6 protein-coding genes are annotated in these 14,789 nt (G+C 70.7%); 1 reads left to right on the forward strand and 5 read right to left on the reverse strand.

What is annotated here, in order from left to right; translation table 11 throughout:
• Window positions 1-4 precede the first annotated feature (4 nt).
• Window positions 5-1,777 (forward strand): ATP-binding protein, encoded by a 1,773-nt coding sequence (locus tag P1V51_12200; GenBank protein ID MDF1563800.1) that lies wholly within the window; start codon window positions 5-7, stop codon window positions 1,775-1,777.
• 216 nt (window positions 1,778-1,993) lie between these two features.
• Here the strand turns inward: P1V51_12200 and P1V51_12205 are convergent, their stop codons facing one another.
• The 5 genes from P1V51_12205 to P1V51_12225 form a co-directional block, all read right to left on the reverse strand.
• Window positions 1,994-4,375: a hypothetical protein gene (locus P1V51_12205; protein MDF1563801.1), complete on the reverse strand. Its 2,382-nt coding sequence runs from the start codon at window positions 4,373-4,375 to the stop codon at window positions 1,994-1,996.
• 173 nt (window positions 4,376-4,548) lie between these two features.
• The gene (locus P1V51_12210; protein ID MDF1563802.1) at window positions 4,549-8,733 is read right to left on the reverse strand and encodes a zinc-dependent metalloprotease; all 4,185 of its coding nucleotides are present in this window, start codon (window positions 8,731-8,733) and stop codon (window positions 4,549-4,551) included.
• Window positions 8,734-8,770: 37 nt separating this feature from the next.
• Window positions 8,771-10,024, reverse strand: coding sequence for a hypothetical protein (locus P1V51_12215; GenBank protein ID MDF1563803.1), 1,254 nt, complete (start codon window positions 10,022-10,024; stop codon window positions 8,771-8,773).
• A gap of 272 nt (window positions 10,025-10,296) precedes the next feature.
• On the reverse strand, window positions 10,297-10,743 hold the full coding sequence (locus tag P1V51_12220) for a hypothetical protein (protein MDF1563804.1): 447 nt from the start codon (window positions 10,741-10,743) through the stop codon (window positions 10,297-10,299).
• Window positions 10,744-10,825: 82 nt separating this feature from the next.
• Window positions 10,826-14,605: a sigma 54-interacting transcriptional regulator gene (locus tag P1V51_12225; GenBank protein ID MDF1563805.1), complete on the reverse strand. Its 3,780-nt coding sequence runs from the start codon at window positions 14,603-14,605 to the stop codon at window positions 10,826-10,828.
• Between the last annotated feature and the right edge of the window lie 184 nt (window positions 14,606-14,789).

Below are 14,789 nucleotides of genomic sequence, written 5' to 3' on the forward strand. Positions count from 1 at the left end.
AGCCTTGAAGCTCCGAACCCGCCTCTCCCTCGCCTTCACCCTCCTCTCGCTGATCCCCACCGCGGTGGTCGGCTGGGCGGCGCTGCGGACCGTGCAGCGCAGCTTCGGGACGATGACGGCCCAGCGCCTCGGGGAGGCCGAGGCCGCCGCCGGCGCCGCGCTCGAGGATCAGCGGCGCGAGCTTCGCCTGCGCGCCCGGGCCTTCGCCACCGACTCCCCGGCGGTGCACCGGGCGGCGAAGGATCTCTACCTGGGGCAGGCCGAGCTGCCGGCCCTCCTGCCCCTGGCCGAGAGCCTGATGAGCGGCACCGGGCTGACCGCCCTCTACCTCCTCGACGCCGAGGGGAGCGTCGTCTCCTCCGGCCACCTGCCCGGCCGCTTCGGCTACCCGGAGCCCGAGCTCCTCGCCCTGGCCCGGGCCGGCGCCGGCGCCGGCGAGGGGACCACCTTCCAGATCCGGGAGATCGAGGTGAGGCGCGGCGGCCGGATCGAGACGGTGGTCGCCGCCCTGGTCGGCGCCCCGGTCCTGCCCTTCCCCCGCTCCGAGCCCTCCCTCCACGTGGTGGTGGGACGGGCCATCGACGACGGCCTCGCCGAGCGCCTGCGAGAGGTCAGCGGCGCCTCGGTGCGGATCGTCGACGCCGGGGGCCGCACCCTGGGCTCGGCGCTGCAGCCGAGCGAGAAGCCCATCGGCCCGGACTGGCTCGACACCCTGGTGGAGGCCGCCGGCGGCGCGGGCGGCGCCCGCCTGCGCAGCATCGAGGTGCGCGACGGCCGGGGTGAGATCGTGGAGGTCCAGCTGCGGATCGGCACCGCCCTGCTGGCGCAGGCCCGGGGGAGGATCCTCCTGGGCGTGCTCGTCGCCGCCTTCCTGGTCCTCATCGCCTCGGTGCTGCTGGGCGGCGCGGTCTCGGCGCGGATCACCCGCCCGGTGACGGCGCTGGCCGAGTCCGCCGAGGCCCTCGGCCGGGGTGAGTACGACCGGCCCACGAGCATCGACGCCTCGGGGGAGGTGAAGGCGCTGGTCGAGGCCTTCGAGGCCATGCGCCTGGAGATCCGCGCCTCCCACGACCGCATCGCCGCTGCGGAGCGGGTCGCGGCCTGGCAGGAGATCGCCCGGCGCCTCGCCCATGAGATCAAGAACCCCCTGACCCCCATCTCGATGGCCATCGAGACCCTGCGCCGGGCGAGGGAGAAGAACCACGCGGCCTTCGACGAGATCTTCGACGAGAGCAGCGCGGCCATCCTGGAGGAGGTCGCGGCGCTGCGGCGGATCGTGGACGAGTTCGCCCGCTTCGCCCGCCTGCCGGCGCCACAGCCCCAGCCGACCACGGTCCGGGAGCTCTTCGAGACCACCACCGGCCTCTTCCCCGAGGCCCCCGAGGGCATCGTCATCGCCACCGAGATCCCGGAGGCCCTCCCCCCCCTGGAGATCGACCGGGGCCAGCTCCAGCAGGTGCTGCTGAACCTGGTGAAGAACGCCCTCGAGGCCCTCCAGGGCCGCGACGACGGCAAGATGGGCGGGCGGGTGCGCCTGCGGGCCGAGGCCGTCACCCAAGGCGTCGCGCTGCGGGTCGAGGACGACGGGCCGGGCATCCCCGAGGAGAGCCTGGCCGACGTCTTCACCCCCTACTTCACCACCAAGGAGAGCGGCACCGGGCTGGGGCTCGCGATCTGCCACCGGATCGCCACGGAGCATGGCGGGCACCTGGCCGTGGAGAGCGAGGTGGGCTCGGGCACGACCTTCGTGCTCACGCTGCCCGTGGCGGAGTCGTGATCGGCTTCGAGCTGTGAGCTGCGAGCCATGAGCCTGGCCGAAGCCGGGAGTCCATTCCGGCACTTCCTTCGACGGTGGATCGGTCTCAGGAAGTGGACCGAGCACGGCAAAGCTCGCAGCTCATAGCTCGCAGCTCGTAGCTCGTAGCCCAAAAAGAAAGCGACCCCACCGAGCAAGCTCGACGGGGTCGCTTCTACAGCTCGCTAGCTACTGGTTTCAGAAGCTGGCGCAGGCCGCCGCCACCTCGGTGGTGGTGTCGGCCGTGACGGTCTGATTTGCGGCCACCGCGGTCAGAACGACCTGGAAGACGTCGTCGTCGGTCTCGTTGGTGCAAGCCGCGTCGGCGTTGATGTCCACGTAGATGTCGACGGTGTAGTCGCCGCCATCGGGGAGGATGTCGTTCCAGGTGAAGGCGAAGGGACCGGCGCCGACACCGATGGTATCGGTGCCGGAGGCGATCTCTGTGCCCGCGGCGTCACGCACGGAGGCGTAGACCATGTCGCCGTTGGTGCCGTTGGTGTTGCTGCCGTCGACGGTCAGGTTCCACATCTGGGTGGCGACGCAGAAGCCGAGGCTGACGTCGCAGACGCCCGGGCCGCAGTCGGCGTCGGTGGTGCAGCCCGCCACGCAGCGGTCCTCACCCATGGGGCCGGCGCCGGCCTCGCAGGTGCCGTGCCAGCAGTCGGTGCCGGCGGCGCAGGTGGCCTCGCACTGGCCGGTGGGGCCGTTGCAGAGGTAGGTGCCGCGCTCGCAGAAGCCGACGGCCGGAGCCGCCGCGGCGTTCGCCACGCAGGCCAGGCCGCCGCCGCACTCGAGGTCCGAGTCGCAGGGGGAGGCGCAGCCACCGGCGGTGGCGGGGTTACCGCCAGCGTCGAGGACGTTGATGGAGCCGGCCCAGTAGACCTGACCGCTGTTGCAGTACTGGTTGACCTCGGCGACGCCGCTCAGCGGCATCACGCAGGTGTTGGTGGCCAGATCGCAGCGCTCCTGGCGGGTCACGCCCTGGGAGATCGTCTGGACCGGGCAGTCGGCGTCGACCTGGCAGTAGCCGCAGTCGGCGTTGGTCTCGCAGCCCATGAAGCAGAAGGCGCCGGCCGAGTCGTAGAGGCAGAGGTCCATGGCGTCGCCGGTGAGGAACTCGAGGCGCGAGCAGGCGCCGCCCACGGTCGCGGCGTTGCAGTCGGCGTCGGCGGTGCAGCCCTCGTAGCAGATGAGCGCCACGTCGGTGCCGAGGTTCAGCTCCATGCAGTCGCGGGCGCCGCAGGGGGCCGGGGTGTCGGCGCAGGAGTTGCCCTCGACCACGTTGTAGTTCATGCAGGCGTTGAAGGTCGCCACGTCGCCGGAGACGAAGGCCACCTCGGCCGGATCGCAGAACTGGCCGGCGTCGCAGTCGGCGTCGACGGTGCAGCCGTTGTAGCAGATGAAGACGTCGGTCCCGCCGATGTTCACCGAGGTGCTGTCGGCCATGTTGGTGCCGGCGCAGCCCGCGGCGGAGGCGGCGATGAAGAAGGCGTCGTAGTTGCTCTCGATCTGCGGCGAGGGGGCGCAGGTCGCGGTGCCGTCGGCGTTGGTGAGGGTCTGGCAGGCGTTGACGTCGGCCGGATCGCAGTCGGTCATGCAGCCGGTCAGGCCGATGCCGAGGCCCTGGCAGGTCTCACCGGCGTCGCAGGCCAGCACGGTGTTGCCGGTGGCGTCGAAGGGATCGAGGCCGAGGTGGCAGGAGAGGGACATGCACATGGCGCCGCCGGAGAAGTCCACGCAGGCGGAGCCGGCCTCGCACTGATCGGCGACGTCCGGATCGCAGGGGGCGCCGTTGGCGCGGCAGCCGGTGGTGCACTCGGACTGGTCGAAGATCGGGAAGCAGTAGTCGGCCGGCGCGCCCGAGGAGCTGATGCACTGCTGGTCGGTCGGGCAGTCGCCGATGTTGACGTCGCAGGCGTCCACGCACACCCCGTCGCAGAAGGAGCCGGTGGGGCACTCGGAGTCGCTGTTGCATCCCTTGGTGCAGTAGCCGCCGCGGATGCCGTAGCGGGCCTCGTCGAAGCACTCGAGGCCAGCGCCCACGGCGCAGTCGCTGTTCACGGTGCAGGGAGAGCCCGTCTCACCCGCGATGGGCAGGCGGATGATGCACTCGCCGGTGGTCTCGTCGCAGTTCTCGTTGAACTCGGGGCAGCCGTCGGTGATGCAGGCGGCCTCGCAGGAGGGCGGATCGGCGAGCTGGTTGCAGTTGAAGTCCACCGGGCAGCCGTCGGGCTGGGTGGTGTCGTTGGTGCAGACCTTCTGCACGCAGGCGCCGGTGCCCGCGCCGGCCTGGCACTGGGTCTCGTCGCAGGTGGTCCGGGGGTCCGGGCAGGTGGCCGCGGTGCAGCACACGCCGGTGCACTCACCGGTGGCGGGATCGCAGGTCATGCCGCCCTGGCAGGGGGTGGTCCGGGCCAGGCAGAGGTCGGCGATGTCCTCGCACTCGTTAGTGTCCAAGTTGCAGGTCTGGTTGGTGCCGCAGTCGGCGTTGGCTTCGCACTCCTTACCCGGACAGCCAGACAGGACGACGACCGCGAAGAGCGCGATCGTGGCCTGGAAGAACGTGGTGAACCTCATTTGAACCCCTCCTTCAGGGTGTGTTGAGCGGGCCCCGCCGTAGGGGTGCCCTCGAAGACTCCGAAAAACCGATTCGTTTGGGTGCGGGGAAGCCCGCGGCCCCGAGCCAGTCGGGGATCCGCGGGCCTTTTACCCCAATTGCGGCCAGATCTGTACGGATCCGGCCGCTACTGTCACTGGGTCGCGTATCCCAGCTGGCCGAGGAAGTCCAAGGCCATGCGGAGGAAGGACTCCTCCGACCTCAGCTTGGACTCCACGCGGTCCGTGAGCTCGAGCAGGCACTCGTCGTCGGCGCCCGGATCCGCGGGGTCGATCCCGTAGACCTTGCCGCAGACCTGGTTGGCGGCGGCGAAGCCGGCCGGGGCGCCGCCGTTGCTGGCGTAGCCACGGTAGGTCTCCAGCTTGGCTGCCAGGTCCGCGGCCTTGGCGACGACCGGCCAGAACACCGAGCGCTGATCCCCGGTCTGGGGCACGACGTAGGTCATGTCGAGGTCGGGGCTGGTGAAGGCGATGAGGTCGCCGTTCGCCACGCCGTCGTCGATGGCCTGCTGGTCGCGGGGGGAGGGCCGACCGTAGGCGTAGAGCTGCACGTAGGCCGGGAAGGTGGCGTCGAAGAAGACCGAGAAGTCGAGGAGCGCGTAGAGCAGCGCGTAGATCCGGACGTTGATCGAGCCGCCCGCGTCCATGTACTCGCCCTGGTAGCGCTGATCGTAGGGGATCGGCGAGCCGGCCAGCATCTCGAGGCCCGGGAAGTCGGCGGTGTCGGAGCCGAAGAAGCCGCCCTGCCAGTAGTCGCGGAACTCGACATCCGAGACGCTGACCACGTTGGTGTCCGGATCGACGTCGACGCCCCGGATGACGGGCCCGTAGGAGCTCATGTCCTCGGCCACCATGCCGGTGAAGAGGGTGAGCAGCTCGTCCTGGAAGCCGTCGTAGTAGTTGACCGGGAAGGTCTCGTCGTTCGCCGAGGGCTGACCCCAGTCACGGGTGGTCAGGGCCTCGATGGCGAAGAGCTTGTCGAAGAAGTTGCCGATCCGGGCGTAGCGGTAGATCTCGCCGTAGTAGCCCTGCTCGAAGCGCGAGTAGAGGTGCTTGCCGATGCCCACGGGCACGTAGAGGTCGGCCCAGGACTCGGGGGTCTCGGTGTAGGCGCCCTCGTAGAAGACATCGGAGGGATCCCACTTGATGTAGGTGCCGACGTCCGGGGTCGCCAGGACCTTGGCGAAGAAGTTCATACCCATCCGCGACGCCAGGAAGGTGTCGAGGAAGCCGCCGTTGCCGATGTTCTCGGCGAAGCCGTCCTTGTAGTAGTAGCCGTAGAGCAGCGACTGGTAGAGCTTGCCGATGGGGAAGAAGTAGGAGCCCCAGATCCGGCGGTAGTGGTAGTAGGGCTGGAAGGTGTCGCCCTTGTAGCGCCGGAAGTTGTTGAAGATGTAGGAGCGCTCGTAGCTCTCCACGAGGTTCTCCACCAACTCCTGGGCCGACTTGCCCTCGTCGTAGACGTTGCAGAAGGGCCGGTCGTCCCGCCGCTCGTCCGAGCAGAAGTGGTAGTCGGCGTAGATCTTGGTGCTCGGGGAGTTCTTCTGCTTGATCTTCATCTCGTCGTAGATCGAGGAGCAGACGCCGAGGTAGTGCGGCTCACCGCCGACCTCGCCGTTGACGACCACCGGGTTGCCGACCTCGGAGTCTCCCAGGTTGGCGCGGCACTTCTGGGGCACCGAGACGTGACCGGCGGCCGGGCACTCGGAGGAGTCCATGCAGCGCTCGCCGCCGAGGTAGTAGTCGACGTCGACGCGGTTCAGGCGGCGGAACTGGAAGTTGGCCCAGCCGCCGGCGGCGGCGACCTCGGCCGGATCGAAGTCGCTCTCGGTGTTCGAGTAGAGCTCGACCTTGTTGGCATAGCCGAACTTGAGGGCGGCGTGATCGTAGCGGCCGATGCCGAGCACGTCGTTGTAATAGAAGTGCCGGGAGTAATCCATGATGGAGCTGGTCATGTGCATGTCGATGCCAGCCCGCTCCTGCTCCAGCTTCCGGGCCTTGTGATCGGCCTCGTAGACCGCGAGCTCGGCGCCATCGAGGATGTTGTCGCCGTTGGCGTCGTAGGTCGAGGTGATGCCGTCGCCGGTCTGGTTGATCGAGCCGAACTCGATGTCCGGGAAGATCTCCTGGATCTTCCAGTAGTCCTCCGGGTAGTTCTCCTCATCGAAGGAGCCCTGGAAGTTGTGGCGCAGGCCGACGGTGTGGCCGACCTCGTGGGCCTCCACGCCGCGGAAGGTCTGGCGGAGGATGAAGTCCACCACGGTGCGGCGGTTGGGGGTGATGTTCTGCGCGGTGAGGCTCTCCTCGGCCCACTCGATCAGGCGGTCGAGAGCGGCGTCGCTGAAGATGGCCTCGGCCTCGGCCCGCAGGACGTTGTTCTTCATCCAGAACGTGTTCCACTCCTGGGCGTGGCGCTCGAACTTCGAGGAGTCACGCAGGGGGGAGACGCGCTTCAGGACGTCCTCGGAGAGCTCCACGTCCGGCGCGAAGCCGTGGAAGGTGAGCATCTCGGGGGTGATGAGGGCCTTCTCCATCGGGGTGCCGATGAGCCTGGCGCGGCGCTCGGCGTCGCGGGGCATCATCAGCTGCATCTCCTCGAGCTTGTTCTTCCGCTCGAGCTCCTGGAAGGAGAGGTTGGCGTTGCGAGTCTTGTCGAGGAGACCCTGCTTGGCCGCTTTGAGCACGGCCTCCATGCCCTCGAGGCCCACCTGCGGGATCCGCGGCGGGAGCATCTGGTGCTCCATGTTCTCGTAGTACTCGCGGATGTCCTCGCCGGTCATGACCTCGATCTCGGTCACGTTGCCCTTGGAGAGGTCGTAGAGGTCGCCGAGGAAGCCGCTCATCCGGCGCAGGGAGCCGCCGTAGAAGTTGGCGTTGGCCGCGATGATCTCGCCGGTCTCGGGATCGGCGAAGGAGGGGCCGTAGCCCAGCGGGGAGCCGCCGACCTCCTTGTCGTGGTTGTACATGAAGGAGTAGCGCAGGTCGCCGATGTCCTGGCAGGCGCGCTCGCCCGAGACGCCGCAGTTGTACTCGATCGGGGCGGCCTGGAAGACGACGGCGTCGTCGGCGTCGGCGCGGCCGAGGCTGCGCAGCACGTCGCGGTAGGCCTCGTTCCAGTCGTTGGCGACCACGTCGTAGAGGTCGTCGTTGATGTAGTCGATGCAGGCCTCACCGGTGGCCAGGCAGGCCTGGGTCGAGGGGAGCCGCTCGGTCGGGATGTAGTAGTAGGTGATCGGCTTGATCGTCCACTGATCGGCCGGGCGCTCGGAACCGTCCGCGTTGTAGCGGTTCTCGAAGATGTTCCAGATGGAGGCGTAGTAGTCGAGGTAGTCGGTGATGCCGCGCTCGGGGTCGAGGACCTCGCGCTCGATGCGGAAGAAGCCGAACCTCTCGAAGCTCTTGTCCTCGTGGGGCACCGGCTTGAACTCGCTCGGGGCCTTCTTGAGGAAGGAGCGGCGGTAGGTGATCTGCTGACCGCCGCCGAAGGCGATGGTCGGGTAAGAGGTGCAGTTGGTGTTGGGATCGCCGAAGAGCCAGGGGCCGATGTTGATGCTCACGACCTCACGGTTGATCACGTCGATGTAGTCGAAGCCGTTGGTGTCGCTGAGGTACTCGATGCGATCCCAGCCATAGGCGTTGCACCACTCACCGACCTGGGTGCAGAACTCGGCGCCGTCGAACTCCTCCTGGAAGTCCTCGTACCAATCCTGGGCCTGCATGTCGGCCTCGGTGCCGCGCACGGCGACGTAGAACTGGTCGGGGTCGCCCGGGTTGGTCGGGAAGTAGGTCACCGGGCTGGTGATGATGCTTCCGTCCATCTTGCAGAACTCGGAGAACATCCAGTTGAAGCCGCCGACGTAGTTGGAGGACCAGTCGACCCGGATCCACTCACGCTCCCACCAGGGACGCTCCATGGCCTCGTAGAGGACGGGCATCTCCTCGCCGGTCACCGAGTTGTACTGCTTCCACACGTCGAAGTGCTTCTCGATCCGGTAGGCCGCCACGGGCTCACCGAGGAAGTTCTCGCGGGAGTCGGCGAACTCGCTGTCCCGCACGAACTCGTGGGTGCGGAAGGCGTAGAGGTAGTCCTGCTCGATGACCCAGCGGATCTTCTCCATCTCACCGGCCTCACCGGGGAAGGTGAAGCCCGCCTCGTAGGGCGAGTCGATGACCGTGGACAGCATGTACCAGTCGTCATCGGTCTCGAGGGCCGACTTCTTGAACTTCATCGGCTGGGTGGTGTCGCGCAGAGGCTGGTAGACGCTGCAGCCGGCGCCGAAGGCGGCGAGGGCCAGCAGGGTGATGAGAGACCGCTTCATGGTGTCCTCCGAAGAGAGGTTGGGATCGAGCGAAGATCTAGAAAGAGTAGGAGACGTCGAGGCTCATCGCGGCGAAGCGAGAGTCGAAGACCATGCCGACCCCGTGGGAGAAGTCGACGATGGCGAGGGTCTGTCCGTCGGTCCGCCAGGGGCGGGCGTTGGAGAAGGTGAGTCCGGCGGAGAGGCCCTCGATGGGCGTGGTGTAGGTGCCGGAGAGGCTGAAGCCGAAGCTCTCACGCCGGTTGGTGGGATCGCCCAGCAGGGTGCTGGTGTACTGATCAGCCTTCGTCGAGGCGAAGGAGCGCGCGGCGTTCCACATGAAGGAGGCGGAGAGGGAGAGCTCCTCGAGGGGCGAGTAGTTCGCAGAGACCGAGTTGGAGATCGCCCAGGCATTGGCGTAGCCACCGATGCAGTAGAGGGGGTCACCCCGGTCCTCGGCACAGTCGGAGGAGCGCGGCGTGGCGTCCACCGGGAAGAAGCGGTTGAAGCCCAGCCCGTAGGAGAGGCCGACCGGGCCCACCTTGCGGGAGAGGCCCACCCGGGCGCCCAGGGTCGGGCCGCGGCCCACCTTCAGGGTGCCCATCCCGAGGGACTGGGAGAAGGAGACGCCGCCGTTCAGGTTCAGCCCGGTGAAGTCCTCGTCATTGTAGAGGGAGGCATGGTTCAGGCCCAGGCTGATCGCCCCGAGGTCCGCCCGCACGCCGTCGTTGGGGGTGCCGTCCAGGGTGTAGCGCATCCCGACGCTGGCCGAGGCGACCACCTTGTCGATCACCTTGTAGGTGCCGCTGGCGGCGAGGGAGCCGTCGGAGTAGGAGATGGCGTCGTCGGTCTGGAGGCCCCAGCCGAAGGAGTGGCTGATCGTGGCCGACCAGGGCTTCGCGGGCGCCTCCGGCTCGGCCGAGGCGGTCTCGGCGGCCTCGCCCTCGGCGGCGGGCGGCACGTCCACGGTGGCCTCGATGGTCTCGACGGCGACGGCCTCGCCCTCGCTCGTCTCGGAGGCCGCGGCGGCGGCGCCCTCGATCGGAGCTGGCTCGGCGGCGCCCTCGGCGGAGGGGATCTCCGGCGTCTCCTCCGGCTCGGCCTCAGCTTCCGCGTCCGCGTCCGCGTCAGCCTCCGCCTCGGCCTCGGCCTCCGCGGGCGCCGCCTCGGGGGCGGACGCCGCCTCCGGGGCGGGTGCCTCCTCGGCGGGAGTGGCCTCGGCCTCGGCGGCCTCGCCCTCGGCGAGGAGGGGCGCCGGCAGGGCGGTCAAGACCAGGAATGCGGACAGAACGACTCCGAGGGGACGCAGCATCGCCTCGTACCTCCATTAAAGGGGCGGCGGGAGCGGGTGTGTGTAGCGAATGCCGTGCCAGTGATCAAGCTCACAGGAGCCAGGTAAGGTCCGAACCCGGGAAAGCCCAAGAGCCCGGCAACTCTCGGGAATCTCCGCGGCCTCCCCGAGCGCGGATCCTCCGGCCAGCGCCGGGACTCCCGCAGGGCAGGGATCGTCCAGAGACTGTGCAGCCGCGCCAGCGCGCTGCCAGCCTCCGCGTCAGTTCGCTAACGGCCGAAACCGCCGCAGGATCAGGAGTTATCCGGCCCCTGGTCGTCGCTCGAGGGGGCGGGCCCCTCGGGCTGCGCGAGGCCCAGGGCCAGCAGGCCCGCGACGACCTCGCGGGGGAGGCACTCGCCCTCGAAGGCGGCGAAGCCGTCCTCGCAGTCGCTGCGGGAGCCGTCGCCCGTGATCTCCGGCGCGGGATCGGGCGAGGTGCCCGAGACCAGGCCCCGGCGATCGTCGGCGGCGTTCGGGTCGAGGGGCTCGTCCACCCCACCCCCGCGATCGCCCTTGTCGCGCGGATCGGAGCCGAGGTGATCGGTCGGGTCGCCGTCCACGACGACCCGGTCGCGCAGGCCCGCGCCGAAGATGGCGAGGAGGAGGTCACCGGCCCCCGCCTCTGCGCCCTCGTCGATCTCGGCGTTGCGCTCGTCGATGGCCTCGGCGATCAGCGCCGCGCCCGTCGGATCGTCCATGCCGCAGCCGGAGCCGAAGCCGAGGAGTACCGCTAAAAACGGGGCCAGGAAGGCCCTCGAGGCCGGGGGAGTCGTTCGTCTTTCAGATGCCACCGGTGAGCTCCTTCAGACGGGGATCCGCGTTGACGATCTGGGAGAGGCGGGAGCGCTTCATGCCGAGCAGGCGCGCCGCCTCGGAGATGTTGCCGTCCGCCTCGGCGAGGGCCTGCTCGATGCAGGTGCGCTCGACCTCGGCCTTCAGCTCCTTCAGGGAGAGGCCACGGGCCTTCACCTCGCCGAAGAAGTCGACGGGACCACCGCCGCTCGTGACGGCGGGCGCCGCGCTCGGGGAGGCGGGCGAGAGCTCGACGCCGGCGGCGCCGAGGGCGGCGAGGAGGTCGGGGTGGTGCTCCAGCGCGGCGAGATCGATGGTCTCGCCCTCGGCGAAGAGCGCCAGGCTGCGGACCACGTTCTCGAGCTCCCGGATGTTGCCGGGCCAGGGATGGGCGCTGATCGCGTTCATGACCTCTGGAGCCACCTGAAGGACGGGCTCACCTCTCTCGCGGGCCAGCTTTTGCAGGAAGTGGGCCACCAGCGCCGGGAGGTCCCCGCTGCGCTCCCGCAGGGAGGGGAGCTCGAGCATCGCGCCCTTGAGGCGGTAGTAGAGATCCTCGCGGAACTCGCCCCGGGCCATCATGCCCTCGAGATCCCGGTGGGTGGCGCAGACCAGCCGCACGTCCACGGTGATCGTCTCGGTGCCGCCCACCCGCTGCAGCTCTCCGCTCTGGAGCACCCGCAGGAGGGCCACCTGGGCCTTGGGGGAGATGTCGCCGATCTCGTCGAGGAAGAGGGTGCCGCCGTGGGCCTGCTCGAAGCGGCCCTTGCGCTGGCGCACCGCGCCGGTGAAGGCGCCCTTCTCGTGCCCGAAGAGCTCGGAGAGGAGCAGCTCCTCGTGCATCGCGGCGCAGTTCATCTTCACGAAGGGGCCCTGCGCCCGCGCGGAGTGGCGGTGCATCAGGTCGGCGATCAGCTCCTTGCCGGTGCCCGACTCGCCGCGCACCAGCACCGTGGTCTCGGCGCCCGCCAGGCGGTGCGCCAGCTCGACGACGCGGCGCAGGCGGGGATCGCCGCCGACGATGCGAGGATCGCTGCGGCCCCCGGGCTCGCTCGCGGCGGCGGGGCGGCGACCACGATCGAGGGAGAGGGCCTCCCGCAGGCGCTCGGGGGTGATCTCCCGGCCCACCAGGGCGTCCTGCAGGCCCCGCCAGCGGGGCTGCCCGAGGAAGAGGGTCCGGTGGCTCACCGGCACCTCGAGGGCGAGCGCGTCGAGGAGCTCCCGGGCCCGGCCGTAGGCGGTCGAGGCGGCCTCGTCCTGGCCGAGGAGGGACTTCAGGCGGCCCTCCAGGAAGTAGAGCTCCACCGGGCCGTCGGGCTCGGGGTGGGAGAGGAGGGCGTCCTTCGCCCGGGCCAGGGCCCGGATGGCGTCCTCGATGCCCCCTTCCGCGGCGAGGGCCACCTCGGCCACGCGCAGGGCCCAGGCGGAGGTGAGGCCGGGCAGCCGGCGCTCCGCGAGGAGCGCCTCGACCTCGGAGAGGAGCTTGCGGGCGGCGGCGAGATCGCCGGTGCGCTGCAGCTCTCCCGCCAGGGAGAGGCGGGCCTCCGCCGCGTAGCGCGGGGCGGAGATCCGGTCGAAGCCCTCGATGGCGGCGTCGTAGGCCTCGCGGGCCGGGCGGCTCTCACCGGCGGCGCGGGCGGCGTCGCCGCGGACCACCTCGGCGTAGGCCAGCAGGTAGGCGTCCCCGGCGCGCTCGGCGCTCGCGTGGGCGTGCTCGGCCAGGCCCCGGGCCCGCTCGACGTCCCCGAGGAAGGCGTAGAGGTTGCCGAGGTTCGCGGCGACCCGGGCGATCTGCCCGAGGCTCCCGATGCGGGTGAAGGCGGTGAGCGCCCGGTGGTAGTGCTCGAGGGCCGCCTCGTAGGCGCCGCGCTCGTGGTGGAGCGAGGCGATGTTCTGCAGGGCGAAGGCCTCCCGCGAGCGATCGGCGGGCCCGAGCTTCGAGGCCAGGGAGGCCTCGTAGTGGGCCAGCGCCGCCGGACGATCGCCGGCCCGCTGGGCGGTGACACCGAGGTTGTTGAGGGCCTTGGCCCGCTCCCCCGCCAGGTCCGCGGCCTCGGCCTCCCGGGCGTTCTGCCCGAAGGCAGCCTCGGCCGCCTCGTAGGCGGCGCGGTGCAGGTGCACCTTGCCCAGGGTGTTGCGCAGCCCGAGGCGGGCGACGATCGGCCCCTCGAGGGCCAGGCCCCCGGCCGCGACGGTCTGGGCCTCGTCGAGCTCACCCAGGAGCCAGTGGGCCTCGGCGAGGTGAGCGTGCAGCTCCAGGCCATCGGGATCGCCGGCGGCGAGGGCCCGGCGGCAGACCCCGCGGGCCGCGGCCCCGCGCCCGAGGCGCAGGCAGAGCGCGGCGGCCTTCAGGCGGCGAGGCGCTCCCTCGAGGCCGCCGAGGCGAGCGCGCCCGAGGGCGCGCAGGGCGGCCGCGTAGGCGCCGCGCGCCTCGTGCAGCTCGACCAGGAGGCCGAAGAGCTCGCCCTGCCCAGCGCGAGCCTCGCGCGGCAGGGCCTGCACCACCCGCTCCAGGAGGGAGGCGGCGCGGTGCCAGTCGAGGCGGGTGTGGAGCTCGCGGGCGGCGTCGAGGGCGAAGCTCGCCGCGGCGCCGGCCTCGCCGGCGGCCACCAGGTGCTCGGCGATCTCCTCGCTGGCGTCGGAGTCCGCCTCCCGCAGCGCCCGGGCGAGCTCGTGATGGAGGGCCGGCAGCTCGTCCTCGCCGAGGGTGCCGATCAGCTCCTCGCGGGTGCGCTCGAGGCCAAGGGAGACCTCGCGCAGCGGCGCGCGGCCGAGCTGGGGCGCGAGGGCGGCGGGCAGCGCCTGGAGGAGGCGCTCCACCTCGGCGCGCGGCTCGCCGGCGGCCGAGGCCAGCAGGTCCAGGGAGAGGGGGCGTCCGGCCAGGGCGAGGAGCGAGAGGATCCGCCGGACCTCGGGCTCGAGGCGCGCGATCCGCGCGCCGCCCAGCGAGTGGATCCCCGCACCCTCACCGAGGCGGGCGAGGGCGTCGTCGATGCGCTCCGGGACACCGCCGGTGGCCTCCAGGAGCGAGGCGAGGACCTCGCCGCGCTGCAGGTAGGCGCGCAGATCCTCGAGGTCGAGGCCCCCGAGGGGGTAGCGCTCGAGGGGCAGCCCGGCGAGGAGCGCGTCGAGCGCACCGGCGCCGGCGATCCCCTCGCCCGTGCTGCGGGCCAGCAGCCAGAGGCCCCGGGGGACGGCCGAGAGGTCCCGGGCCGCGTGGGTGCTCCCGGGCGCGACCAGGGTGGCCAGGAGGTAGCGCAGCAGATCGAGAGAGGCGGCGTCAGCCTGCTCGAGCTCGTCGATCACCACCAGCGGCGCGCGCTCGCGGCCGATCAGGAGGACGAGCTCGGCGGCCGCCTCGAAGGCGGCGAGGCGGCGGGCGCTGGCGTCGGTACCGCTCGCAGCCGGCGCGCGCTGGGGTGCGCCCGGCAGCAGGGGCGCGAGCGCCTCCTCGAGCGCCTTGCGCAGCGCCGGGGAGACGCCCAGCTCGGAGAGGGAGGCCAGCATCGCGGGCAGCGCCTCGGCGAAGAGGCCGAAGGGGCCGTCGCCCGCCCGCCCACGCAGCAGGTAGTGCGGCAGGACCTCTGCCTCGGTCTGCGCCACGAGCGCGGAGAGCAGGTGGCTCTTCCCGATCCCGGGCGCGCCCTCGAGCACGCAGAGGCCGACGGTCGCGCCGAGGCGGCGGCTGGAGAGGAAGCGCTCCGTCAGCGCGACGAGATCCCTCTCGCGCCCACCCCGCACCTCTTTCACCGTCTCTCTGCTGTGCATCGAACGCCTACAACCTCTTCGCAGAAACGGACGCTCCACCCGGTGCCGTGGCTCCCCGGACGCCTCGCGCTGGAATGTAGGAGATCCGGAGGCGATCCAGCAAGGCCGGACTTGCCCCCGCTGAGGGAGAGCCTGGGCCCTAAACCCCTGGAATCAGGGGAAACAGGATCCCAGGCCGGCCCGT

It is taken from the genome of Deltaproteobacteria bacterium (assembly GCA_029210625.1).
GTDB lineage: Bacteria > Myxococcota > Myxococcia > SLRQ01 > SLRQ01 > JARGFU01.

What these genes read in the sequence shown, in the direction of transcription:
- P1V51_12205 (MDF1563801.1), bottom strand. Translation starts at nt 4,375, where the DNA reads ATGAGGTTCACCACGTTCTTCCAGGCCACGATCGCGCTCTTCGCGGTC.
- P1V51_12210 (MDF1563802.1), bottom strand. Translation starts at nt 8,733, where the DNA reads ATGAAGCGGTCTCTCATCACCCTGCTGGCCCTCGCCGCCTTCGGCGCC.
- P1V51_12215 (MDF1563803.1), bottom strand. Translation starts at nt 10,024, where the DNA reads ATGCTGCGTCCCCTCGGAGTCGTTCTGTCCGCATTCCTGGTCTTGACC.
- P1V51_12220 (MDF1563804.1), bottom strand. Translation starts at nt 10,743, where the DNA reads ATGGACGATCCGACGGGCGCGGCGCTGATCGCCGAGGCCATCGACGAG.
- P1V51_12225 (MDF1563805.1), bottom strand. Translation starts at nt 14,605, where the DNA reads ATGCACAGCAGAGAGACGGTGAAAGAGGTGCGGGGTGGGCGCGAGAGG.